Source organism: Vreelandella sp. L-25 (assembly GCF_056857535.1).
Window position 1 is genome coordinate 1 of record NZ_JBSXNH010000045.1, and the last position, 24,366, is coordinate 24,366.

20 protein-coding genes, 1 tRNA gene and 4 pseudogenes are annotated in these 24,366 nt (G+C 55.4%); 16 read left to right on the forward strand and 9 right to left on the reverse strand.

Annotated elements, in window-relative coordinates; translation table 11 throughout:
• The 4 genes and pseudogenes from AC13CN_RS04700 to AC13CN_RS04715 all read right to left on the reverse strand — a co-directional run.
• A partial coding sequence (locus AC13CN_RS04700; RefSeq protein WP_483053036.1) for a helix-turn-helix domain-containing protein occupies window positions 1-204 on the reverse strand: 204 nt, incomplete at its 3' end.
• Between the two features lie 45 nt (window positions 205-249).
• Window positions 250-396, reverse strand: a complete 147-nt coding sequence (locus tag AC13CN_RS04705) for a type II toxin-antitoxin system RelE/ParE family toxin (RefSeq protein ID WP_269474889.1) — start codon at window positions 394-396, stop codon at window positions 250-252.
• Window positions 393-443 (reverse strand): annotated as a pseudogene (locus AC13CN_RS04710) (hypothetical protein); the annotation flags it as partial. The pseudogene AC13CN_RS04710 and the gene AC13CN_RS04705, both read right to left, overlap by 4 nt.
• Before the next feature lie 603 nt (window positions 444-1,046).
• Complete coding sequence (locus AC13CN_RS04715) at window positions 1,047-2,609, reverse strand: ATP-binding protein (protein WP_483053037.1); 1,563 nt, start codon at window positions 2,607-2,609, stop codon at window positions 1,047-1,049.
• 336 nt (window positions 2,610-2,945) lie between these two features.
• Here AC13CN_RS04715 and AC13CN_RS04720 point away from each other — a divergent pair.
• The 8 genes from AC13CN_RS04720 (at window position 2,946) to AC13CN_RS04755 (ending at window position 12,363) form a co-directional block, all read left to right on the forward strand.
• A tRNA-Leu gene (locus AC13CN_RS04720) sits at window positions 2,946-3,016 on the forward strand.
• A gap of 299 nt (window positions 3,017-3,315) precedes the next feature.
• Complete coding sequence (gene hsdR / locus AC13CN_RS04725; RefSeq protein ID WP_074211381.1) at window positions 3,316-5,766, forward strand: EcoAI/FtnUII family type I restriction enzme subunit R; 2,451 nt, start codon at window positions 3,316-3,318, stop codon at window positions 5,764-5,766.
• A 73-nt stretch (window positions 5,767-5,839) separates the two neighbouring features.
• Window positions 5,840-7,336, forward strand: a complete 1,497-nt coding sequence (locus tag AC13CN_RS04730) for a type I restriction-modification system subunit M (protein ID WP_074211382.1) — start codon at window positions 5,840-5,842, stop codon at window positions 7,334-7,336.
• Complete coding sequence (locus AC13CN_RS04735) at window positions 7,333-9,078, forward strand: restriction endonuclease subunit S (protein WP_074211383.1); 1,746 nt, start codon at window positions 7,333-7,335, stop codon at window positions 9,076-9,078. Before AC13CN_RS04730 ends, AC13CN_RS04735 begins: the two co-directional genes overlap by 4 nt.
• Entirely contained in the window at window positions 9,075-10,079 is a 1,005-nt protein-coding gene (locus AC13CN_RS04740) for an Abi family protein (RefSeq protein WP_074211384.1), read from the forward strand. The genes AC13CN_RS04735 and AC13CN_RS04740 overlap by 4 nt, the downstream gene beginning before the upstream one ends.
• Window positions 10,080-10,233: 154 nt before the next feature.
• Entirely contained in the window at window positions 10,234-10,680 is a 447-nt protein-coding gene (locus AC13CN_RS04745; RefSeq protein ID WP_244891598.1) for a PDDEXK family nuclease, read from the forward strand.
• A complete protein-coding gene (locus tag AC13CN_RS04750; protein WP_253028138.1) occupies window positions 10,587-11,333 on the forward strand; it encodes a hypothetical protein in 747 nt (248 codons plus the stop codon). Before AC13CN_RS04745 ends, AC13CN_RS04750 begins: the two co-directional genes overlap by 94 nt.
• A gap of 133 nt (window positions 11,334-11,466) precedes the next feature.
• Window positions 11,467-12,363, forward strand: coding sequence for a LysR family transcriptional regulator (locus AC13CN_RS04755; RefSeq protein ID WP_074211385.1), 897 nt, complete (start codon window positions 11,467-11,469; stop codon window positions 12,361-12,363).
• Window positions 12,364-12,365: 2 nt separating this feature from the next.
• On the opposite strand, the gene AC13CN_RS04760 is transcribed toward AC13CN_RS04755, so the two are convergent.
• The 3 genes and pseudogenes from AC13CN_RS04760 to AC13CN_RS04770 form a co-directional block, all read right to left on the reverse strand.
• Window positions 12,366-13,871: an AbgT family transporter gene (locus AC13CN_RS04760; RefSeq protein WP_228219959.1), complete on the reverse strand. Its 1,506-nt coding sequence runs from the start codon at window positions 13,869-13,871 to the stop codon at window positions 12,366-12,368.
• A gap of 68 nt (window positions 13,872-13,939) precedes the next feature.
• Entirely contained in the window at window positions 13,940-15,109 is a 1,170-nt protein-coding gene (locus AC13CN_RS04765; protein ID WP_253028137.1) for a M20 metallopeptidase family protein, read from the reverse strand.
• Between the two features lie 296 nt (window positions 15,110-15,405).
• Window positions 15,406-16,374 (reverse strand): annotated as a pseudogene (locus tag AC13CN_RS04770) (IS5 family transposase); the annotation flags it as partial.
• A gap of 402 nt (window positions 16,375-16,776) precedes the next feature.
• On the opposite strand from AC13CN_RS04770, the gene AC13CN_RS04775 reads away from it, so the two are divergent.
• The 6 genes from AC13CN_RS04775 to AC13CN_RS04800 all read left to right on the forward strand — a co-directional run bounded on the left by AC13CN_RS04775 (window position 16,777) and on the right by AC13CN_RS04800 (window position 21,717).
• On the forward strand, window positions 16,777-17,919 hold the full coding sequence (locus tag AC13CN_RS04775) for an oxidoreductase (RefSeq protein WP_074211388.1): 1,143 nt from the start codon (window positions 16,777-16,779) through the stop codon (window positions 17,917-17,919).
• Window positions 17,888-18,526 (forward strand): TetR/AcrR family transcriptional regulator, encoded by a 639-nt coding sequence (locus tag AC13CN_RS04780; protein WP_253028136.1) that lies wholly within the window; start codon window positions 17,888-17,890, stop codon window positions 18,524-18,526. The genes AC13CN_RS04775 and AC13CN_RS04780 overlap by 32 nt, the downstream gene beginning before the upstream one ends.
• Window positions 18,527-18,835: 309 nt before the next feature.
• Window positions 18,836-19,867 carry an ABC transporter substrate-binding protein gene (locus AC13CN_RS04785; RefSeq protein ID WP_074211391.1) on the forward strand — a complete coding sequence of 344 codons (1,032 nt, stop codon included), beginning with the start codon at window positions 18,836-18,838 and terminating at the stop codon, window positions 19,865-19,867.
• Window positions 19,868-19,875: 8 nt separating this feature from the next.
• Complete coding sequence (locus AC13CN_RS04790; RefSeq protein ID WP_074211392.1) at window positions 19,876-20,628, forward strand: ABC transporter permease; 753 nt, start codon at window positions 19,876-19,878, stop codon at window positions 20,626-20,628.
• The gene (locus AC13CN_RS04795) at window positions 20,625-21,392 is read left to right on the forward strand and encodes an ABC transporter ATP-binding protein (protein ID WP_253028135.1); all 768 of its coding nucleotides are present in this window, start codon (window positions 20,625-20,627) and stop codon (window positions 21,390-21,392) included. Before AC13CN_RS04790 ends, AC13CN_RS04795 begins: the two co-directional genes overlap by 4 nt.
• A 25-nt stretch (window positions 21,393-21,417) precedes the next feature.
• Complete coding sequence (locus AC13CN_RS04800) at window positions 21,418-21,717, forward strand: hypothetical protein (RefSeq protein ID WP_074211394.1); 300 nt, start codon at window positions 21,418-21,420, stop codon at window positions 21,715-21,717.
• Window positions 21,718-21,721: 4 nt separating this feature from the next.
• Here the strand turns inward: AC13CN_RS04800 and AC13CN_RS04805 are convergent.
• Window positions 21,722-22,231: pseudogene (locus tag AC13CN_RS04805) on the reverse strand (integrase core domain-containing protein); the annotation flags it as partial.
• Between the two features lie 46 nt (window positions 22,232-22,277).
• On the opposite strand from AC13CN_RS04805, the pseudogene AC13CN_RS04810 reads away from it, so the two are divergent.
• Together AC13CN_RS04810 and tnpA are read left to right on the forward strand one after the other, a co-directional pair.
• Window positions 22,278-22,436 (forward strand): annotated as a pseudogene (locus AC13CN_RS04810) (transposase); the annotation flags it as partial.
• An 84-nt stretch (window positions 22,437-22,520) separates the two neighbouring features.
• On the forward strand, window positions 22,521-22,811 hold the full coding sequence (gene tnpA / locus AC13CN_RS04815; RefSeq protein ID WP_074211395.1) for an IS66 family insertion sequence element accessory protein TnpA: 291 nt from the start codon (window positions 22,521-22,523) through the stop codon (window positions 22,809-22,811).
• A 160-nt stretch (window positions 22,812-22,971) separates the two neighbouring features.
• Here the strand turns inward: tnpA and AC13CN_RS04820 are convergent.
• Window positions 22,972-23,986 (reverse strand): IS630 family transposase gene (locus AC13CN_RS04820; protein ID WP_139296643.1). Its coding sequence is split into 2 segments (ribosomal slippage): window positions 22,972-23,598 and window positions 23,600-23,986, totalling 1,014 coding nucleotides; the frame shifts between segments, so codons are not numbered across the junction.
• Window positions 23,987-24,366 lie beyond the last annotated feature (380 nt).

Below are 24,366 nucleotides of genomic sequence, written 5' to 3' on the forward strand. Positions count from 1 at the left end.
TTCCCATTGCTTGAGCCATCGTGATACGGCATCGCGACGAACCTGCAGTATCTCGCTGATTTGATTGATGGTATGGCCTTGATTGCTTAACAGGATGGCATGAGCACGACGACGTAAGGCGCGCTTCTCACCATCTTGATAAGCAGAGGTCAGCGTCTGCTGTTCAGAGTCAGAAAGTGGAGCAATAAAGCGCCTTCTTGCCATGGTTCCATCTGATGGCGTCCCATACGCTGTCGAATGTCTCATTGCTCATTGTCTCACCTCGCTCAGCAAGGCGCGGTATCTGGCTTCGGCCAGGTCGAGATCCGCCTTACTCGTCTTCTGGGTTTTCTTCTGGAAGCAGTGCAGGACACATAGACAGCCTCGGCGAGCTTGGCGACGTAGATCACCCGGAATGCCCCGTTAGCGTCTCTGATGCGAATTTCCCGCACGCCTTGGCCCACGCACGGTGGCCATTGGCTTCCAGTCTTTCGGCTCGAGCCCCGCCCGTTGCACCTTGTCGAGCTGGTATCCCACTTCCTGTCGGACAGTTGCTGGGAACGCTCGGAGGTCGGCGAGAGCGCTACCTCGGAAATTTAGGGGTTTGTGTTCTGACATGCTGTAATTATACAAAGTTCTGTATAGCTCGCAATGTCGGGAGCCCCCCTCCCCTTCCGTAGAACCGCCTGGGTGCGGTGCTGGCATCAGCGGAGTCATCAATCGCAAGACGGCGAAGGACAGGTTTCGGCGCGGTCTCAAGCGAATTGCGCTCTGGTGCCGCTAGAGCCGACACTTGCCGATCCGAGAGCAGCATAGGCTGCTGAGGCGGAAGGTGCAGGGCCATTACGCCTACTACGGCATCCGGGGCAATATCCGAGCCCTCCAGCTGTTCCAGCTGCTGCCTTTACCTGCTGCGCGGATCATGCAGCAGTGCTGAGCCTTCAGCGAAACTGATGATTGAGGAGCCGAGTGCGCTAATCGTGCATGCTCGGATCTGTGGGGGGGGCGGGTCGAGCAATCGCCCGGTCTACTCGACTAAGTAGTGGACGATGATGAGCAGCAGCGTACTACAGCGTCTCCACGTCAAACGCTACGATTTGCCGTTGAGCGCTGGAAAACTCTACGCCTACTAAGTGAATAGGCTTGCCGCTAGCACGGTACTTGTCGGCATAGCCCTTGGTTTTGATCTGCTCAATCGCTTTGCCTTCAGGCAGTTGTTCAACCACCTTGAACTCAAACAGGTAAACATGCCCGTTAAAGTCTATGCTCATATCCACTTTGCCGTGGTGGCTGGCGTCTTCCACCGTCACATTCACACCCAGCGCGGCGAAGTGGCTGTAAAACACGCTGGCGTAATGGCCTTCGTATTGGGCAATGGGGTTGTTGCGGTACCAGTCGTGTGGCAAGCCGGCATAAAGCGCTTTGAGGTGGGTTTCCAGGCCTTGGAGGTCGTGCGCTTGCAAGTTACGGAACAGCGTAAGCCGCTCCCGAGGGGGGGCTTGCACACCCAGCACAGGTAAAAGCGCTTGGTTAAGGCTGGCTTCCACCTCAAGGTTGGGGTAGCCCAAGGTGTAGAGCCAATAACCGGTCATCGGCTCCTCGACAGCATGCGCGGTCAGGTAGCCCGTTTGGAACAAGAGCGCTTCGGTGGCGATATGGTCGACATCAAAGCGGCCTAACAATTCGGCTTCTGTTTGCAGTTGGCTCAAGGCAGGAGTGAACACACCGCGTTTTTTTAGCAGTTCGACTAAAAACGTAGGGGTAGCGCTTTCAAACCAGTAAGGGGTGAATTTCCGCTCTTCTAACAAGAGCAATACATCAAACGGGTTGTAAACGCTGGGCACGTCTTGCCCGCCCCAGCGATAGCCGTTGTACCAGCGGCGAATCTCGTCACGGTCAAGCCCAGGCAGTTCAGGCGCAAACACCGTGTCCACATCGTGGTCGGTATAGCCACAGATAGCGGCATAGTCAGATGAGAGTGTGATGTCGCGCAGATTGTTCAGCCCTGAAAACAGGCTGACTTTGCTGAACTTGGAAACGCCGGTCAGCAGTACAAAGTGCAGGTGGGGGTCGGCATCTTTCAGCACGCTATAGAGGTTTTTCAGACCTTCGCGCAGTTCGCGCGCCCTATCGCTATCGAGAATATTATCAAGGATGGGTTTATCGTACTCGTCGATCAGCACTACTACGCGTTGACCGTGAACACGATGCGCTTGCTCAATCAAGCTAGCAAAGTCGTCCGCAATACGCTTAGGAGGCGTCGACGTAATCTGCAGACGTGCACGCTGCTGCTGCAACTGATATCGAATGTTCGCATCTAGGTCCTCTCTGTCAGCCGCCACACCATTGCCAAAGCTTAAACGCACCACCGGGTACCGCTGCTGCCAGTCCCACTTGTCGTGAATATATAACCCGTAAAATAGCGCTTCGCGGCCTTCAAATAGGCAGCCCAGGGTATCTAGCAGCAGGCTTTTGCCAAAGCGACGCGGGCGGGAGAGAAAATAGTATTTGTTTTGGTTCGCCAGCTTTTCAATGAACGGCGTTTTGTCGACGTAGTAATAGCCGCCTTCTCGGATATCCGAAAAAGTTTGAATGCCTATAGGCAGCTTACGACGATGAGCAGCTGGCATGCTGGCCTCCAATGCTGAACCGATGAAACACAGGACAGTTTAGCACGGTGGCGATAAGGGCAGGTGGCGCGTATGGAACTGTGTTTTTTTGCATAGGTACTGCTGGCGTTCTACGCGTAGCCGAATCAATTAAAGGAGTCCGTAGTGCGCGGTGACCAGAGGTCAAATTTGGTAGAAAACAGGACACAGAAAAGTCACGGTGTGTGCCAACGTTTTGACAATGAAGGGCACAGAATGGCGTTAATGGGTGTGATAGAGAAGATTTGAAATGCATTGGCATGTTAATTAACTTGTTGTTTTAAATATTGTTTATTGGTTTTTTGACGGTAGGGAAGGGCGATGCTTGTGCGGCTTAAACCGGCCTCCGAAGCCGAAGGTCGCAGGTTCAATTCCTGCCGGGCGCGCCAAATATATCAAGGGCTTACGTTAACGCGTAGGCCCTTTTGTTTTGGCTGTGTCAAATCTGTGTCATCCATGTGCCACGCCTGCCAATATTGCCTTCAAACCCTGCTACTCGGCCGTTGACCTGCGGCTTTAATCTGACACGGGTGTGTCACACGCATATTAGCGTTCTGCTACCCAGTGTGTCGCTTGTGGGTATAACTATCGATATTCTCACGTCCGCTTAGCACAAGATGCTTAAGTCGGCTGAGTATCGTAAGCTAGTGCTTATAAGCTCACCCGCCAGAATAAGCAGGATGCTGCCATGGATAAGAAGGCCCTCAGCGAACGCGATATTTGCACCAAGTTCATTACCCCGGCCTTGGTGCAGGCGGGGTGGGATATCCAAACGCAAATTCGTGAAGAGGTGACCTTTACCGCCGGGCGGATTATCGTGCGGGGGCGGTTGCATACCCGGGGCAAAAAGCGCCGGGCAGATTACCTACTGAGCTTCCAGAAAAACCAGCCGATTGCGGTGATAGAAGCCAAGGATAACAAGCACAGCCTGGGCGATGGCATGCAGCAGGCGCTGGCTTACAGCGATGCGCTGGATGTGCCTTTTGTGTTTTCCAGCAATGGCGACGGCTTCCTGTTCCACGACCGCACCGGGCTGGGTAAGCAAACCGAAACCACTCTAACCCTGGCTGAATTTCCGTCGCCTGACGAGCTATGGGAGCGCTACTGCCAATACAAAGGCATTCAGCCCGATGCTCGCCCAGTGGTTGAACAGCCCTATTACGATGACGGGAGTGGCCGAAGCCCGCGCTACTACCAGCGCATTGCCATCAATCGCACTGTCGAAGCCGTGGCACGGGGGCAAGACCGTATCCTGTTGGTGATGGCCACCGGTACCGGTAAGACGTTTACCGCCTTTCAGATCATCTGGCGGTTGTGGAAGTCGCGCCAGAAGAAGCGAATACTGTTCCTCGCTGACCGTAATATCCTGGTCGACCAAACCAAGAACAACGACTTCAAACCCTTCGGCCAGGCGATGACCAAGGTCACCAACCGCACGGTGGATGCGTCTTATGAAATCTATCTCTCGCTGTATCAGGCGGTGACCGGCAGCGAAGAAGAGCAGAACATTTACAAGCAGTTCTCGCCAGACTTCTTCGACCTGATTGTGATTGACGAGTGCCACCGAGGCAGTGCGGCGGAAGACTCCGCTTGGCGCAAAATTCTGGATTATTTCAGCGCAGCAGCGCATATCGGTTTAACCGCCACGCCCAAAGAAACCAAGGAAGTCTCCAACATCGATTACTTCGGCGCGCCGCTGTATACCTACTCGCTCAAGCAGGGCATTGAGGATGGTTTTCTGGCGCCTTACAAAGTGGTGCGGGTGGATATCGATAAAGACCTGCAAGGTTGGCGGCCCAGCAAGGGCCAGCGGGATAAGCTTGGCCAAGAGATTGAAGACCGCATCTACAACCAGAGGGATTTCGATAAACAGCTGGTGCTGGAAAAGCGTACGATCCTAGTGGCCGCCAAAATTACCGAACTGCTGGAAAGCAGCGACCCTTATCAGAAAACCATCGTCTTCTGTGAGGACATCGACCACGCCGAGCGTATGCGCCAAGCGCTGGTCAACCTCAACCCTAAGCGAATGGCCGAGAACCGTAAATACGTGATGCGGATTACCGGCGACGAGCAAGAAGGCAAGGCCGAGCTGGATAACTTCATCAACCCGGAAGAGCGCTACCCGGTGATTGCCACTACCAGCAAGCTGATGACCACCGGCGTGGACGCCCAGACCTGCAAGCTGATTGTGCTTGATCAGCGCATCCAGTCGATGACCGAGTTCAAACAGATTATTGGCCGGGGCACCCGCATCAACGACGACTACAACAAGCACTGGTTCACCATTCTGGATTTCAAGAAAGCCACCGAGCTGTTCGCCGATCCCGATTTCGATGGCGAGCCGGTGCAGGTCTATCAGCCCTATGCTGATGACGCCCCTATCGTTCCAGCGGATGAGCAAGACGGCGCCTTGGATGAAGAACAGGCAGACCCACAAGATACAGAAGACACAGCCGCAGAAGGCGTCGAGACTGACTGGGCCGAGTACGACGTAGACGAGAACGCCACCTGGGAATCTGACGATGTGGGCGGCTTGGGCACCACCGAAGGGCCGGAGCCCCGGCGCAAATACGTGGTGGATGACGTGGAAGTGAGCATTGTCGCTGAGCGCGTTCAATACCTGGGGCCGGATGGCAAGCTGATTACCGAAAGCCTGCGTGACTACACCCGAAAACAGGTGAAAGCCCAGTTCGCCTCGCTGGATGCGTTTCTGCGCCGCTGGCAGGATGCCGAGCGCAAGCAGGCGATCCTCGATGAACTGGCCGAAGAAGGCATCTTCTGGGATGCTCTGGTCGCCGAGCTTGGCCAAAAATGGGGTGAAGAACCCGACCCCTTCGATGTGATCTGCCATATCGCCTTCGACCGCCCACCGCTGACCCGCCGCGAGCGCGCCGAACAAGTCAGAAAGCGCGATATTTTCAACCGCTACGAAGGCCAGGCCCGGCAGGTGCTTGAATCCCTGGTGGATAAATACGCCGACGCCGGTATAACCCCCATCGAAGATACCAGCGTGCTCACCATGTCGCCTTTCAACGAAATCGGCTCTGTACTGGAACTCTTCGATGCGTTCGGCGGCAAGCCTAAGTACAAAAAAGCGCTGCATGAACTGGAAGAGGCCCTTTACCAAACGCCCGCCTGATACCATTGCCTTTTTGCTGACGGCCTGCCCTTGTGCAGGCCGTGATTAACACGCCAACGGAACACATCTCACCATGTCAATCAGCACCACCATTAAATCGATTCAGGACATCATGCGCAAAGACGTTGGCGTAGACGGCGATGCCCAGCGCATCGGCCAGTTGGTCTGGATGCTGTTCCTGAAAATTTTCGACGACCGGGAACAGGAATGGGAACTGATTTACGACGACTATAAATCCCCGATTCCGGAAAAGCTGCGCTGGCGAAACTGGGCCGCCGACCCGGAAGGCATCACCGGCGACGAGCTCAAAGACTTCATCGACAACACCCTGTTCCCCGGCCTGCAGAATCTGGAACCGGCCGGTGACGACTACCGGGGCGTAGTCATCCGCAACGTGTTCGAGGATGCCTACAACTACATGAAGTCCGGCCAGCTCATGCGCCAGGTCATCAACAAGCTGCAGGACGGCATCAACTTCAACAAATCCGCCGAGCGCCACGAGCTGGGCGATATGTACGAGCAAATCCTCAAAGACCTGCAAAGCGCGGGCAACGCGGGTGAGTTCTACACCCCGCGGGCAGTGACCGAGTTCATGGTCAACCGGGTGGACCCGAAACTGGACGAGAAGGTGATGGACCCGGCCTGTGGCACCGGTGGCTTCCTCACCTGCACCATCGAGCACAAGCGCAAGCACTACGTCAGTACCCCGCAGGACGAACAAACCCTGCAGAAGAGCATCCACGGCGTTGAGAAAAAGCCCCTGCCGCACCTGTTGGCCACCACCAACATGATTCTGCACGGCATTGAAGTGCCGGACCAGATTAAGCACGACAACACCCTGGCCCGCCCGCTCATCAGCTGGGGCCCGAAAGAACGGGTAGACGTTATCGTGGCCAACCCGCCCTTCGGCGGCATGGAAGAAGACGGCATCGAAACCAACTTCCCCAGCGCCTTCCGCACCCGGGAAACCGCCGACCTGTTCATGACCCTGTTCATCCACCTGCTCCGGGACGGTGGACGCGCCGCGGTGGTACTGCCAGATGGCTTCCTGTTTGGCGAAGGCATGAAAACCCGGCTCAAGGAAAAGCTGCTGGAAGAGTGCAATCTGCACACCATCGTGCGCCTGCCCAACGGTGTGTTTAACCCCTACACCGGCATCAAAACCAACCTGCTGTTCTTCACCAAGGGCAAGCCCACGGAAACCGTGTGGTACTACGAACACCCCTACCCGGAAGGCTACAAGAGCTACAGCAAAACCAAGCCCATGAAGTTCTCGGAGTTCCAGACCGAAATCGACTGGTGGGGCAGCGAGGCGGACGGTTTCGCCAGCCGCGAGGAAACCGAGCAGGCCTGGAAAGTGTCGATCGACGACATCAAGGCCCGCAACTACAACCTGGACATCAAGAACCCCTGGCAGGGCGAAGAGGTCAACCACGACCCGGACGAACTGCTGGCCAAATACGAACAGCAGCAGTCCGAAATCCAGGAAATCCGCCACCAGCTGCGGGACATCCTGGCCGATGCGCTTTCTCACAACAGCGATGAAAACACCGGCGGAGGTGCGGCGTGAGTGCGCGGGAGCTGATTACCGAGCATCTGGATTTGTGGACCCGGGCGGTTACGAAGAAGTCCACCAGTGGTCGGGGGAGTAATGGCAAGATTGAGCTGACTGGGGTTAAGAAGCTGCGGGAACTGATACTCGGGATGGCAGTTCAAGGCAAGCTCACAACTCGCGAAGCGAGTGATGAGCCAGCCTCAGACCTCTTGCAACGAGTTTCAGCGAGACAGACGCAGCTATACACTCAGGGAAAAATCAAAAGGCGCAAAAAGCTTCCAAGTGTTTCTGTAGAAGAGCAGTACTTCCATCTTCCCGAAAACTGGGAATGGACGAGGCTCGGAGCACTGTTTGATTCGATAATGAGCGGCGGCACTCCTAGCAAACAGAACTCTCGCTTTTGGAATGGAGACATTCCATGGGCCAGCGTTAAGGATTTGGGAAAGACCAAGCATCTCGACGAAACCCAAGACTATATTACCAAAGAGGGCCTGAAGGCAGGGAGCAAGCTCGCAGATACTGGCGACGTATTGATCTGTACCAGAATGGGCTTGGGCAAAATTGCGATATGCTCAAAGCCTATCGCTATCAACCAAGACCTGAAAGCCGTCAAAGTATCACCTGAAGTATCCCTAGATTACTTTTTCCTGGCATATACGACCTTGGATATTACCGGCACGGGTACGACTGTCGCTGGGATAACTCAAGATAAGTTACTGAGTTATGTAATCGGCCTGCCGCCAATCGAGGAACAACACCGCATCGTCCAAAAAGTCAATGAACTCATGGCCCTCTGCGACCGGCTGGAGCAACAAACCAGCGACCAGCTCGAAGCCCACGAAACCCTCGTGGACACCCTGCTCGGCACCCTCACCCAATCCGAAAACGCCACCGAACTGGCCGACAACTGGGCCCGCCTCGCAGCCCACTTCGACACCCTGTTCACCACCGAACAGAGCATCGACAAGCTCAAGCAGACCATCCTGCAACTGGCGGTGATGGGGCGGCTGGTGGAGCAGGATGCGGGGGATGAGCTTGCCACCAACTTGCTGACTCAAATCCATACAAGAAAAATGGCACTCGCGGGCGAAAAAAGAATCAAGCGCCCACGACCGCTAACTCAACTGGACGAAACCCAGCATAGTTACCCCGCACCAGCAAACTGGGTTTGGGCTTCATTCGAGGATATTGCTGACGAAATATCAACCGGACCATTTGGTTCGATGATTCACAAACATGATTATGTTGAAAACGGAACCCCTCTGGTTAACCCGTCTCATATGGTAAGCGGCGGAATCAAAGAAGATTCCTCAGTTAGCGTCACACCTGCTAAGGCTGAAGAATTATCCAGTTATAAATTGGCCAAGGGCGACATTGTGATGGCCAGACGCGGTGAAGTCGGGCGTTGCGCCATCGTGACAGACAGAGAATCTGGATGGCTGTGTGGCACCGGTAGCTTTGTTTTGCGATTTCATTCGGCAATTAACAGGCGATTCATCCTGTTGTTATTTTCAACGGACACCGTTCGGGACTATTTAACTGGCAATTCTGTTGGAACGACCATGACAAACTTGAATCACGGCATCTTGAAAAAAATGCCGGTTGCCCTGCCATCAACAGAGGAGCAATACCGCATCGTCCAAAAAGTCGATGAACTCATGGCCCTGTGCGACCAGCTAAAGGAACGCCTGAACCGGGCCAGCGAAACCCGCTGCCAGCTGGCGGCGGCAGTGGTGGAGGGTGCGGTAAAAAGATGACGAGTTACATCAAGCCCTGGCTCAGCCACTTGGAGCAATTAAAGCAGCTAAAAGATCGTGGCTTAACGGTAACAGACGACCAGCGCGCGCTGGCGCATCTCCAACGGATTGGCTATTACCGGTTGAGCGGGTATTGGTTTGCTTTTCGTCAGCGCTCAGGCGTATGCACGCCTTTAAATAAAAACGGTAAGCGGCTGCTTAAAAAAGGCAAAACGGATTACCTAGCGTTAGATATGTTTAAGCACGGCACCACCTTTCAGCAAGCTGTCGATCTTTACGTGTTCGATAAGCGGTTACGCCTACTGGCACTGGATGGCCTTGAGCGTATTGAAGTGGCACTGCGGGTAGACATCGCCCATACGCTGGGGCGGCTAGATCCGTATGCCTATTTGAACCCTTCACTGCTGCATGATGAGTTTGCCAATAAGATTGATCAGAAAACAGGCGTCACGCCCTTGCATAAATGGCAGGAAAATCATGCGCGCTTAATTAACCGTTCTCGGGAAACGTTTATTGAGCACCATAAAAAGAAGTACGGGTTACCGTTGCCGATATGGATAGCCAGTGAAGTGTGGGACTTCGGTACGCTTTCTCATCTGTTCGGTGGAATGCGTGAACAAGAGCAGGATGCTATTGCAGCGCGCTATGGTATTAGCAATGGGCGCGTATTTGCTTCCTGGCTTCGCAGCTTGAACTATTTACGCAATGTGTGTGCCCATCATAGCCGGTTATGGAACCGCAATATGGCTGACCAGCCGCGTAAGCCTAGCCATGGTGAAGCTAACCTGTTTTTTCAGGGATGGCAGGATGCCCACGTTCAAGCGCGCCCTTTCCTGCTGCTCTGCATTGTTCAGTTCCTATTAATGACGGTGAATCCCACCAGCACATGGTGGACTCGCTTGGCAGATTTACTAAACAGTTTTCCAGACTTGCACGCCGTAGGCCTAAACCTAAAAGGTATGGGCGTGATAGAGGGCTGGGAGCAATGGGAGTGGACATGAAGGCAATAAAAAACCCCTAAGCAACTCGACTGCGTGGCAGTCTCATCGATAGGGGCCGTGTTGATGTGAATACTAGGCCCCTGTACTGCATAATGCAACATAATATGCACTGCCATATGCAGTGCATTGCTACCTCAACAGGCATCAAACTGACATGGCTATCGAACAAGGCATCTGGAAGCTTGCGAGTGCGCCGGGCGCGTTACCGCAGAAGTTACGCCCATCAGGTATGGCGGACGAGGGTTTGCTGGAAGAGCAGATTATGCAGGATGTCTCGATTTTGAATCGGGATTGGCTGCTGATTGGTCGTCAGGTACGCACTGGCTTCGACAAGCTGATTGACCTGCTTGCAGTGGATGCCAATGGTACGGTGATTGTGATCGAGCTGAAACGTGATAAGACACCTCGTGACGTGGTGGCTCAGGCTATCGATTACGCTTCGTGGGTGGTGACGCTCGCGGATTATCAGTTGATCGATATTTACCAGCAGTTCGCGGAGCGTCTACGTTGGATGAGGCATTTGAAACCAAGTTTGGTATTTCACTCGATACTGTCACGCTCAATGATAATCATCAGATGGTCGTGGTGGCCACGGAGCTAGATGCCAGTAGCGAGCGGATTATCAACTACTTGAATGAGCATGCCCAGCTATCGATCAATGCTATGTTCTTTAGTGCGTTTGAGGATAACGGCAACCGTTATCTCAGTCGCGCTTGGATGATCGACCCGGATGAGCCGACTAAACCAATCGCAAGAAAAGCCAATAAAGAGCCTTGGAATGGGGAGTTTTACGCCTCCTTTGGGGATGAACGGCCCTGGGAACTCGCACGGCGTTTGGGCTTTATCGCAGGCGGTGGCGCCGCGTGGTACTCCAAAACGCTTTCTATGCTTTCAGAAGGTGACCGTATTTGGGTCAATATCCCGAAAACGGGCTATGTTGGGGTCGGTGAGGTCATTGGCGAGCGTTGCCGTGCTACGGAGTATCACTTCGACACAGAAAACGGCGCTAAAACGCTGTTAGAGCTTGCTACGCCCAACGAGTATCCGCACCTTTACCGTGCATTGGATGATGAAGAGGACAATGCCGAATACTTAGTGCCCGTTCGCTGGCTTTATACCGCAGAGCGCAGCCAGGCATTCAGTGAAGTGGGGTTGTTCGGTAATCAGAACACGGTTTGCAAGCCCACGGCTTCTAAGTGGTCGCATACGGTTATGCGGTTAAAGCAGGCATGGCCGATAGGCGGTGGAGTGTAGTAAGCCGATCGTAAGCACCAGCCATGTTTGATGAACGATAATAGTGAGGCCGTGCTTTACGGAGTGTTCCGTCATGGGCGGCCCCTTTGAGTTGAATGTGTCTGATGTTCTTTAAGCATGTGATCAAACTCTAATGACCCTACTCGATAAACGTGCCTTCTACCTGTTAGAAGTCAGCAGTTGCGGCGGTATTCGCGCGGCGGCGGAGCATTTGCATACCAACCCGTCGGTGGTGAGCCGTCAGATCCGATCGTTGGAGCAGGCGCTGGGCATGGCGTTGCTGGAGCGTCAGGGGCGGCATGTCATGCTCACGGAGGCGGGGCAGTTGGTGGTGGATGGCTTTTTGGCCCAGCGGCGGCTGAACTCTGAGCTGGGCGATACGCTGTCGCGGCTTCGTAACTTGCAGGCCGGGAAGGTGGTGGTGTCGGTGGGCGATGGCTTTGTGGATAGCTTTATCAACCATGTGATGAAGCGGGTCTCTGAGCACTATCCGGACGTACTCATCGAGATCAAAACCGGCATTTACTATCCTCGCGAACCCCATGAGATGGTGGCCAGCGACGAGGTGGATATTGCCATTACCTATGGGCCGATCTCTGATCCACGTTTGGTGGTGCACTCGTTCGAGCGGGGGCCGCTGTGTGCGCTCGTGGCGCCTTCCCATGCGCTGGCAGGGCATGAGCGCGTGAGCGTGGCGGAACTGCTGCAGCATAAGCTGATTTTTCTGCCCGATGTGTCGGGCTCGCAGCAGTTTGTGAATGCGCTATTTGGCGCGGCGGGGCAGCCTGCCACACCGGCGTATCGCTGTAATTTGCACTCTGTCTCGCGGCGTATGGCAAGCGCGGGCATTGGGGTGTCGTTTATGACGGCGGCTGCTGCACGCAGCGAGATTGAGGCGGGGCTGCTGAAAGCGATCCCGATTGATCACCCCATGGCGGCCAGCAGCCAGGGCAACTTGGTGAAGCGTGTCGGCAGAAGGCTCTCGCCCGCTGCCGACTATTTATGGAAGTTGATGATGGCGATGCAGTAGCGCTAGTTCGCCATCATGTAAACACCCGGGCCAATGGGCCAACCCATCATCAGCCAGAACATCAGAAACGCTGACCACGCCAGCAAGAAGCCCATGGCAAGGGGCAGCATGGTGGCGATCAGCGTGCCTAGCCCCATGTCCGGTTTGTAGCGCTGCATATACACCAGTGCTACCGAGAAGTAGGGGCTCATGGGCGAGATGATGTTGGTGCTGGAATCCCCAATGCGGAACATCGCCAGCACGAAGGCGGGGTCGAAATCGATCATCATCAGCATGGGCACAAACACCGGGGCCATCAGCGCCCACTGAGCCGAGCCACTGGTCATAAAGACGTTCAGCACCGCACTCATGGCAATAAACGCCCCAACAAGGGGAAGTCCGGTAAAGCCGGTGCTTTGCAGCACGTTCGAGCCTTCAATGGCGATAAACTGGCCAAGCTCCGACCAGCGGAAGTAGGCAATAAACTGCGAGATCGCGAAGAACAGCACTAGGGTCGGGGCGAGGTCGCTGGCTGATTCCGCCATGCGCTGGGGCACATCGCGGCTGCGGGTAATCTTGCCGGTGGTGATGCCGTACACCAACCCAATGGTGACGAAGTAGATAAACATCAGCGGCACGAGCGAGCGCAGAAACGGCGAAGGAATCAAACCGCCCTCTTCGTTGCGCAGCGGCGAGGCTTCGGGTAGCACCACCAGCAGCACCAGGGCAATGTAGGCCAGCGTTGCCAATCCAACGCGCTTGAGGCCGCGCTTTTCGGCCTCCGTCAGCGTCGGCGTGACCACCTCGGTTTTGAAATCTTTACCCATGGGGAGCGTACGCTGTAGCCGTGGCTCCACTACTTTGTCGACCAGCAGGGTGCCGACGGCTGCCAGTACAAACACTGAACAGGCCACAAAGTAGTAGTTATCTACGGGAGAGATGTAAGCGTCTGGGTCTACCAGCCGAGCAGCATCGGTCGTAATACCTGCAAACAGCGCATCGCCCACGGTGATGAACAGGCTGGCATCAAACCCAGCCCCGGCGGCTGCGTAAGCAGCGGCGGCCCCCGCCACGGGATGCCTGCCCACTGAGTAGTAGACCATCGCGGCCAGCGGGATCAGGATGAGGTAGTTGGCATCGGAAGCAATGCTGCCGCAAATACCCGCCATAAATACGCAAAACGTCAGCAGCGAGGGCGGCGCTTTGGCGACGCTCACCTGCATCAGCGTGGACATCAGACCTACTTTATCGGCCAGCCCAATGCCGAACATCACCACCAAAATCAGCCCCAGCGGCGGGAAGTTGACGAAGTTACTGACCACGCTGGTCAGCATGAACTCGACGCCATCCGCAGAGAGCAGGCTGCGAACGGTCACTTCTGCCTCGGTTTGCGGGTTGACCGCCGAGACGCCTAGCGTGGCTAAAATAGCGGAAATAACCACCACCAGGGCGGCCAAAATAGTGAATAGGATAAACGGGTGCGGCAGCTTATTGCCTACCCGCTCGATGGAAGCGAGAACACCTTGCATGACAGTTTCCTTATAAGAAGCCTTGTTATTCAACGTTGTTATGCCACTTAACGTGGCGGCTAGCGCTGTTAGTCGCGCTTCAGTAGTGATGTGGCCAGCGCCACAAACATGCCGCCTGCGACGGGCAGAATGGCATCGTTAAAGTCGTAGCGTTCGTTATGCAGGTAGGCGCTGTCGCCGTTCCCCACAAAGAAGAAACACCCCGGCACTTCTTGCAGGTAAAACGCAAAATCCTCAGCGCCCATGGTGGGCATGTAGTCCAGCTGCTGAATATCGGCGCTGACGCCTTGTTCGGCGGCAATCGCCAACACACGCTCCGACCAAGCGGTATCGTTTACTAACGGAGGGATTTGGTGCTGATGCTCTAGCTGAAAACGCGCGCCGTGAGCGGAACACACCCCATTAACGACCTGTTCCAGCTTGCCGACCAATGCAGCGCGGGAGCTTTCCCGGTCGCTGCGAATATTCACCAGCAGTTCTGCTTGGCCTGGAATGACATTGGCGGCGTCGCCTGCATGAAACGCCGCGACGGTAATCACGCCTGCTTCCAGCGGTGATTTATGGCGGCCCACCAGCCCCTGCAGTTGTTGCACAAGAGAAGCGCCTACATAAATAGGGTCTACCGCCAAATGCGGCATGGCCGCGTGGCCGGAGACGCCTTCAATGGTGATTTTGAAGGTGTCGTTACCGCCCATGGCGGAGCCTGGTTTGACGAACAGCTGCCCTTCGGGAAAGCCAGGGCGGTTGTGGTAGCCAAAAATCGCGTCTACCTGCGGGTTTTGGAGCACGCCCGCTTTGACCATCTTATCGGCCCCGTTTCCACCCTCTTCTCCTGGCTGAAACAGCAGTTTGATGTGGCCGCAGAGCTGATCGCGCTGGGCGATAATCGCTTCAGCGGCGAGCAGCAGCGTCGCTGTGTGTCCATCGTGGCCGCAGGCGTGCATCAGCCCTTCTCGTTGGGAGCGGTGCGCAAAGCTGTTGGCTTCTTTGATCGGCAGCGCATCCATATCGGCCCGAAAGGCAATCACAGGGCCTTTACGGCCGGTGTCCAGCTCGGCCAGTACGCCGGTAGTAGCAATGCCTTCGGTGACCTTATAGCCCAGTGACGTCAGCCGTTCGGCCACCCGTTTGGCCGTGTCAGTTTCCTCGAATTTGAGCTCTGGATGCTGGTGAAGCTGATGGCGCACGGCCACCGCGTCGTCAATTTGTGGCTGGGTGAAAAAGGGGGATGAATACATGTCCTGTCCTTGCCGTTGTCTGTGTCGTTGTGGGCATCAGTAACGCTAAGCGACTTGGCGGGCAGGAACGAGTGCCAAAAGAGATGTGTTTGTTGCTTTCAAGGCAACGATGTGCGCAGGGGAGGCGCTGATGAATGCCGGAGATGGGAATTCGAATAAAACGTAGTATTGGGTGTGATTAAGGAACCGCTGATCAATTCGTCTCTAAGCGGCTGAAACGCTCATAATGGCACTTTCACTGCATCAGCGGTCGCTTTCTGACCAGCGAAGGTGGTCTGTTTCCCTTGCCAGCCGGATTATCCGGCTGGCAGGGCAGATTCAAGACGCACTGGCCCTGTCAACGCGTCCTTCGCATCGTGCCGCCAGCACCAGATGGCCAGCCCGAACAGGCTGAATAGCTGCGCCTGGTTCCTGGCCAGCCCCTTGTAGCGCACCTTCCGGTAGCCGAAGAGGTTCTTGATCACATGAAACGGATGCTCCACCTTGGCACGGATGCTAGCCTTCGCCTTCTCGATCTTGAGCAGCAGCGCTTTCATGGGACTGTCTTCCATCTTCTTGATGGCGCCACGCTTGGCGGATACACAGCAGCGAGAGTCCGGGGCATCCTTCTCTTCGTCCAGGTACTTCCACATGCCGGTATAGCCCGCATCGCCGTATACCCGTTTATCATCATCCCGAACCAATTCACTGGTCATGGTGACATCGGCGATGTTAGCCGAGGTGGCGGCGACACGGTGGGTCAGCCCGGTGACGGCATCGACGCCGATATGCGCCTTCATGCCGAAATACCATTGGTTGCCCTTCCTGGTCTGCTTCATCTCCGGATCGCGTTGCTTGGCCTTGTTCTTGGTGGAGGGCGCGGCCGCTACGATGGTGGCGTCGACGATGGTGCCCTCGCGCATGAACAGGCCCTGCTCAGCCAAGTGGGCGTTGACCTCCTCGAAGATCCGCTGGGTCAGCGCATGCTTCTCCAACAGATGACGGAAGCACGGCAGCGTGGTCGCGTCCGGTACGCTCTCGATGGCCACGAAGTCGCGCATCGCCTGACTATCGTAGATCGCATCTTCGAGCGCCTCGTCGGCGAGTGCATACCACTGCTGCAGGAAGTAGATCCGCAGCATGCGCTCCAGGCCGATGGGCGGACGGCCACGCTTGCCCGCTGCGTTCGGGAAGTAGGACGGCGACAGCGCGTCGATGAGCCGTTGCCAAGGCACCAGCACCTCCATCTGGGCCAGGAACCGCTCGCGGCGGGTGACCTTCTTCTTGTTCTGCCTGGGAGAAAGAGATCTGCTTCATCGGGTGGCCCGGTCAGCAAGTGATGGACAGCTAAGACTTTACCCTGCCGGTAGCGCTCTGGCAGCTTCAGGGGGATTTATGCAGCGTTTCCTTAACTGATTTCTGTTATGAGAAAAATTGCTTTTTTCACACCGTGCTTTAATTCGTCAGCCCCCCAATGTTACGTAGCAAGCGACACTCCGGCTGCCTGCCAAGTGGAAGTGGGAACATCTATGAGTGGTGTAATAAAAGGTAAGACGACAGCGCTGCATCACCTTTTTTAGTCGTTGTCATCTAACCAGCTTATCAGGTCGATAGGTGTTTTCGATTGTCCCTTTCCTTAAAAAACTCTTAAATTGTACCGATTGGTACTTTTTTTGAGAGATTAATGTATGGCTAACGTTTCGCAATATCCAAACCTGTTTAAACCCGGCGCGCTATCTGGTCTCAATCTGACCAACCGTCTCATCCTTGCACCCATGACCCGCACAAGCGCTGAAGCTGATGGTCGTCCCACTGAGCGTATGCGGGATTACTATCGTGATTTTGCCCGCGGCGGTTTTAGCTTGCTGATCAGCGAGGGAATCTATACTGATGAGCGCTTTAGTCAGGGTTATGACTACCAGCCTGGTTTGGCCAATCTAGCGCAGCAGGAGGCTTGGCAACCGATTGTCGAGTCTGTTCAGACGGAAGGGGCAAAGTTCGTGGCACAGCTAATGCATGGTGGTGCCCAAACCCAAGGCAACCGATTCGTCGAGGACACGGCAGCTCCCTCTGCAGTAGCACCAAAGGGTGAAATGCTTGGATTTTATGGAGGGGAAGGCCCCTATCCAACCCCCCGCCCGATGAGTGAGGCGGACATTCAGGAGGCCATCGCCGGTTTTGCGGCTGCTGCACAGCGAGCCCAAGCTGCTGGGTTCGACGGCGTCGAGCTCCACGGAGCCAACGGTTACCTGATCGATCAGTTCATCTCTGAGTATTTCAATCACCGTGATGACGCCTGGGGTGGCAGCCTCGAAAGGCGGCTGGCATTTCCTATCGCGGTGATACGGGCTGTGCGTAAAGCAGTTGGCAGTGATTTTCTAGTTGGTATGCGTCTGTCGCAAATCAAGGTTACCGACTCGAACTATCGTTGGGCGGGCCGTGAGGAGGCCGCCATAATCATGACCACCCTAGAAGCCGAGGGGCTCGATTACTTGCATTTCTCCGAGCTTGACGCCCTCACGCCGGCCGTTGAAGGGACCGAAAAGAGCCTTTCGGCGCTAGCCAGCGAACTGATTGATATTCCGGTGATTGCCAATGGTGAATTGGGTGACCCTCAGGCAGCTGAAACGATTATCGCTCAGGGGGCGGCCGACTTTGTGGCGATCGGCAAGGCGGCCTTGGCTAATCACGACTGGCCATATAGGGTACGCAACAACCGTTCGCTGGCGACGTTGGACTTCGCTATGCTGATGCCTCGTGCAAACTTGTCCAATGAGGACGCTTGGCGGGAGCAACATGATGTCTCGGCTACCCTTGATGTCACTCGATAATCAACAAAGCCACGGCCGTAATGCTAAGGGCGAAGCCACTCGACAACGCATTGTCGAGTCGGCAGCTGAGCTCTTCCACGCTCAGGGCGTCGATGGTACCGGTTTGGAGCAGATCCTGCGTCAGGCCGGTGCAGGCAAGAGCCAGTTCTACCAGCATTTCCGCAATAAAGATGCACTCGTTTGCGAGGTCGCCGTTTGGTGGGAGCACCGCCTCTTTGCGTCTATGGAAGTTCACGAACTAGATAGCCTCGATACGTTAGAGCGGTGGCTTCTATCCGCCGTTGATCAGTTGGAAGTCGAGCATTGTTATCGTGGCTGTCCGATAGGCACTTTGGCGGCTGGCCTACATGACAATGATGAAACCACCCGTGCTGCTGTTAGCCAGTGTTTCCGGGCACTTGACTCTCGTTTACGTGATGCCCTGAATCAGAGTCAGCAACGGGGTGAGCTTAGCGAGGAGGCTGACCTTGAGGCAATTTCCCATTTCATTCTGGCCAGTCAGCAAGGTGCTGCGACGCTCATCAAGGCCTATGGTGACAGCAGCGCTGGCCGATTGGTGATCGCCCAAGCAATGCAATATGTGCGCTCTTATTCGGTAAACGATTAAGAGCAGTCAGCCAGTGACACTGCTAAACGAACGCCATCACTGTCAGCAACGACGTTGTCTAAGAGACCGCTATCCGGCTGATAACTTGTACATTTAAGTCCACGTCGGCATTGCTCTATAACCTCGCTGGAACCTGAGCACGAGCAGGAATGTTCTGAGAAGCCGCACATTTATAGTCTTACAGACACCATCCCGTGCTTGGATGTAAAGAATATATGAGTATATGAATTTGTCGTATACAACCATTTTAGTTATATGCGGCAATCGTATAGGATACATGGTCACTCATTTTCCAATGGAGAGATCGCCATGCCCCGTTTCCTTCGCCCTTTGGCAATGCTAACGGCGATATTTGTTGGCACCACCAGCCAGGCTGATGATCACCTCACTACCTTGGAAGTTGGCTACATGCCGATATTACCGGTCGCCCAACTGTTTGTGATGGAAGGAGAGGGTTGGACCGAGGAAGCGGGACTGGAATTGGAGCTAACACGCTTTTCGAGCGGCCCGGCCATGGTTCAGGCGTTGGCCTCTGGCGAGCTTGACGTTATGTATTTCGGTATCGGCCCGGCGATGGTAGCCCGGGCTAACGGCGTCCCCATCAAGGTTCTCGCCTCTAGCATTCAGGAGCAGATCGGTCTGGTGGCACGTGGCGAACTAGCGGACCATTTCGAGCGCGCTGGCGATGATGGTGCGCAGGCTATTGCCAGCTTCACCGCCGCAGAGGGCCGCAAGCCCAAGATCGCCACGTTCCCTCAAGGCTCGGTGCCGGATACCGTGCTGCGCTATTGGTTGATCGAACAGTTGGGTGTGGGTTTGGAAGCCGTTGAGATCGTCGCCATGGGTGCCGATCGCGTCCAACAGGCACTGCTCGCGGGTGCCGTGGATGCTGCCTCTATTTTAGAGCCAATTCTCACCACCGTGCAGCAGCGTGACAATCAGGCTCGCGTGGTGGCCCGTGCCGATGCCATGCTTCCAGGCCAGCCGGGGGCGGTACTGGCTGCTCGTGAAGCCGCGCTGGCGGACCATCCTGAGGCTATGCAGACGTTAATGGCACTGCATGTACGAGCCACCGAGATGCTCGTTGAAAATCCCAACAGTGCAGCACCCCATGTCCGCGAGTTCGTCGGCAAGCGCTTGATTCCTCTAGAAACTGTAGAAATAGCGCTCGCCTCTCCCTCATCCAATTACGGTAGTGATCCCCACGCCATTCGTGAGGGCACTCAGCGGATGCACGACTTTCAGATCGAACAAGGCTCTTTAAATGAGTCTGTGGATCTCGACGCCCTGTTTGATACGTCCTTGTATGACGCCGTCATCGCGGAACGTGACAGCAAATGATGATAGGCATGACGCGCGCCCAACGCACTCTCTATAGTGTATTAGGGCTGACCGGCTTTCTGCTTTTCTGGGAGCTTTCGCTGCGAAGTGGTCTGTTGCCCGGCAGCTTGGTGCCCTTGCCGTCATCCATTCCCGGCGTACTGTGGCTTGAACTGCTCGATGGCATCTGGTTTGACGTAGTGCGCTCAAGCCTTAGCCACTACAGTGTGGGCGTGTTATTGGGTTCGACTTTAGGCATTGCCGTGGGCATATCGGCTGCGCTGCTGCCCAGGTTTAATGCTGCGCATGCCTGGCTTGCTAGATTGCTACGACCCATTCCGCCGCTGGCATGGATTCCTTTCGCCATCATTTGGTTCGGCATAAATCCTTCTGCAGCCGCCTTCATCATCAGCATTGGCGTTTTCTGGATCAATTACTTCGCCAGCTACAGCGCTGTGCACTCGATTGATCCTGGCTATGACGAAGTGGCACGCGCCTTTGGTCAGCAGCGTTTTCTGGCTCGGTTGACCAAGGTCAGCTTGCCTGCGGCGGCCCCAGGTATTCTCAGCGGTCTGCGTGCCGGACTCGGTCAGGGTTGGATGACCGTGGTGGCCGCTGAGCTGTTCGGCATCCCTGGTATTGGCCAGCGCATGATGGAGGCTTCTAGCCTGCTGGCGACCGATATCGTGGTGGTTTACATGTTGACCATCGCCGCCCTTTACGCAACCTTCGACTTCCTGTTCATGGTAGTGCAGCGCAGATTACTAAGGTGGCAATCATGACCGACACTAGCATGACGATGCACCCGGTGCTCAGCGCACGAAACGTCAGCCTAGGTTTTGACGGCACCACCGTCTTGGCCGGTGTTGATCTGACACTGCACCCTCAGGAGTTCGTGGCCGTGGTAGGTGCTTCAGGGGTTGGAAAGTCGACCCTACTGCGAGCATTGGCTGGCTTGCTTGCCCCACAATCGGGGCGAGTAGATATACCCGCCGCCATCACACCAGACACTCGCGCCTGGTCAATGGTTTTTCAGGCGCCAAGGCTTTTTCCTTGGCGCAGAGTACGGGGTAACGTGGAATTAGGCTTGGAGGGTCTTTCGCTTTCCAAAGCCGAGCGCCGCCGCCGCGCTTTGGAGCCTCTGGCACTAGTGGGGCTTGATGAATTCGCGGAACGCTGGCCCCATACGCTCTCGGGTGGTCAGCAGCAGCGGGTCGGCATTGCCCGGGCGCTTGCTGTTCAGCCCAGGGTGCTGTTCATGGACGAGCCCTTCTCTGCGCTTGACGCTATCACTCGGCGCCGACTTCAACAGGAGCTGGTCGAGCTACGTCGACGTACCGAAGCCGCCATTGTCTTTATCACTCACGATATAGAGGAAGCCGTCCTGCTTGCCGACCGGGTGATGGTACTAGGCAATGGCGAGATGGATCAGCCAGCACGGGTGGTTAAGACCCTTGAAGTCGACATGCCTCTAGATGATCGCCGTGACCACACCGAATTCGTACCTCTTGTGCAGCGTGTCGAGACGATCATCGGCAACCACTGATCACGCGTTTTTCTCGGAGATAACCATGCTACCCTTTCACGTGCTGCTTCACGCGCCCACGCCAGAGGCTTTGATTCGTGCCCGCCGTAATGCCGTCAACTTGCAAAAGGCCCGGCCAGACGCTGAGGTACTGATTGTCGCTAATGCCAGCGCTGTTGCCGCCGCCCTGACCATTCCTGACGAAACCGACCCAATGCTGCGGTTATGCCGTAATTCCCTTGTGGCCCAAGGGCTCGACAATACCCGTGCCCTCACTGAGGTAGATGCGGCAGTGGTGACACTTGCTGAACTCCAAGCAAAAGGCTGGGCTTATATCCGCGCATAAAACTTTAGCGCTTTGAATAAGTGTCGGGTCCCGGGTGATTGACCACCCGTTTGGTAAATAACTCAGGCCGCTTGGCCTGCCATTCCTTCATCGCCGTGATCGGCGATTGATGATGCAGCGCTTTCTGCGAGATATGGTGATTGTACAGCCAGCAGTATCGCTTGAGCGTCTGCTCGAGGTCTTCGCCTGTAGTATAGCGCCGGGTCGCCAGCACGTCGCTGATACGGCCGTTGAAGCGCTCCACCATCCCATTCGTTTGCGGCCTTCCCGGCTTGATCAGGCGGTGCTCGATGCCGTGGGCTAGGCACTCCTGATCGAAGGGATGGCGCCCGCTGGGCTTGCGCTCACCTGTCCGCGTGAAGCGATCCGTGAACGACTTGCCGTTGTCGGTCAGCACCGTCTGAATCTTGAAGGGCGCCTTCTTCTCCACCTGCTTCATAAACGCCCGAGCATCCTTCGCGGACTGGCTGCCTCGGACCTCCAGGTAGACCCAGCGTGTCGCACGGTCGATGGCCCTATGTGTCAGCGTAGTTGTCGCCTGATTATTTCAGAGGACAACCATGCCCTATTATTCACCGGAACGTAAAGAAGCCATTCTCCAGAAGATGGCTCCACCTCACAGCCTGACTGTTGCCGAGTTGGCCAGCCAGGAAGGCATCAGTACCGCAACCTTGTACAATTGGCGTAAAGCTGCCAGAGGACGAGGTGCCGTTTTGCCGTAAGCGTTCATTCCACGACGTTCTGCCACCCTGCTGAAAATCGCCCTACAGTAACCTCACACTTTCCAACACGAGGTTACCCCCATGAGAAAGCACCGCACACCCGAACAGTGGCAGACCCTGGTTGATCAGCAGCGTGACAGTGGTCTGTCAGCTTCGAAGTTTTGCAAACAAGAGAACATTGGTTACGCCAGTTTCTGCAACTGGCGCAAGCGTCTGTCCGATCCGTCGACCCATGATTCGGCTGGATCCGGTGAAGCCGGTTTTCTGGATCTCTCGTCGTTGATGGGCAACTCCCCATCCTCCGGCCCAGGCTGGCACATTGTGCTCAGCCTGGGTAATGGCGTTGAACTCCGGCTGAGCCAGCACGGATGATCGGACTCGATAGCCAGGCCCGGATCCGGAAGGCCCGGTATTGGGGATCGTCACCAAAAGATCAACCGCAAGAGTGTGATCGTGCTGGGGGAGGATGGCAGGAAGCAATACAAGGTCTCGCTGGAGTTATTAAGGCCCCACCGTGACGTGAAGTAAGTGCCTATTCAAAATTAATCGCGTGATCGGCTCCGTAACCACCGAGTAAGCGGTGTACCTCTTCACATAGACGTTCAAACGAGAGATAGGCACTCAAAGGCAGCCAGGTGTACTTCATCTGCCGCCACAGAATCTCTATCAGATTCAGCTCTGGTGAGTAGGCAGACAGATAGATCAGATGCACACGTTGCGACATCCACTCCACCCTCTTGCGCCTAAAGGCCTTGGAGCGATGCATGCTGGCATTGTCGAGCACCACAACGGCGAAGGTGTCTGGATCCTTCTGGATCACAAACTGGTCAAACGCTTCTATGACCGTTTCCGTGGTCACTGTCTCGGTTGTCGTGTGATAGACCAGTTTTCCGGCTCGGCTTAAGAATCCCAACACGTTTAGCCTTCGGCTGCGGGCGTAGGCAGTGACTTCCCAGGGCTTGCCGATAGGACTCCACGCATACGGCACCGACGACGCTTGTGAAAAAACTGATTCATCAAAGTAATAGAGCTCGTGCTCGCCTTGGCCCTCTCGCTCGTGAAGCGCTTTCATCAGGCCTTGCGTTTTGCGAAAGTCCGTTTCGTCACGCTGGGTCTTGAGTGAATGCCCAATGCGCTTGAAGCTATAGCCATTTTTTTTTCAACGCCCGACGCAGTGTCACCGTGGCGACAGACTTGCCGGTCTCTTCTTGAAAGCGAGCCTGTAAGGCGCGAATCTGATGGGGATGCTCGGCTACCAACGCTTGCAGTCGCTTGTGATCGTGTTCATCGAGGACAGGTGTTCGTCCACTACGCGGTTTGTCGATGAGACCATCAAAACCGGACACTTCCCATTGCTTGAACCATCGTGATACGGCATCGCGGCGAACCTGAAGTATCTCACTGATTTGGTTAATAGTATGGCCTTGGTCACTCAGTAGAATGGCATGCGCCCGACGACGGAGAGCGCGCTTCTCGCCATGGTGATAGGCGGAGGTCAGCGTCTGTTGTTCAGGTTCAGTGAGAGGGGCAACGAAGCGTTTTTCCATGGTTCTGTCCGTGTCAGAAATCCTGGCATGGATATTACACGAAAACTTTAGATCAGGTGCTTAGTTGTTGTATCGATACTGTATCAGAAAGCGTTTTAAATGTGTCTGGTCTCTATGTTGAGAATGTAAGAGGGGGTAAAATAGCCTTTGTTTTATCCAACTACTTTCTTTATGTAGCAGCCGAGTTGATATGCCTTCTGACCAATCTAGTGCTGCGCTCTCGCGCTGGTATGCCATTCACCTGAATCCGTGAAGCCGGCGCCGACACTTTCCCTATCACCGCCAGCGAGCACTTTTTGATCATTCGCCCGTGCAAGTTGGCTTTCGCAAGCCCGTTATTGCCAAAACCCACCGTGCTGATCGGTGCTGACGGCCCGTTT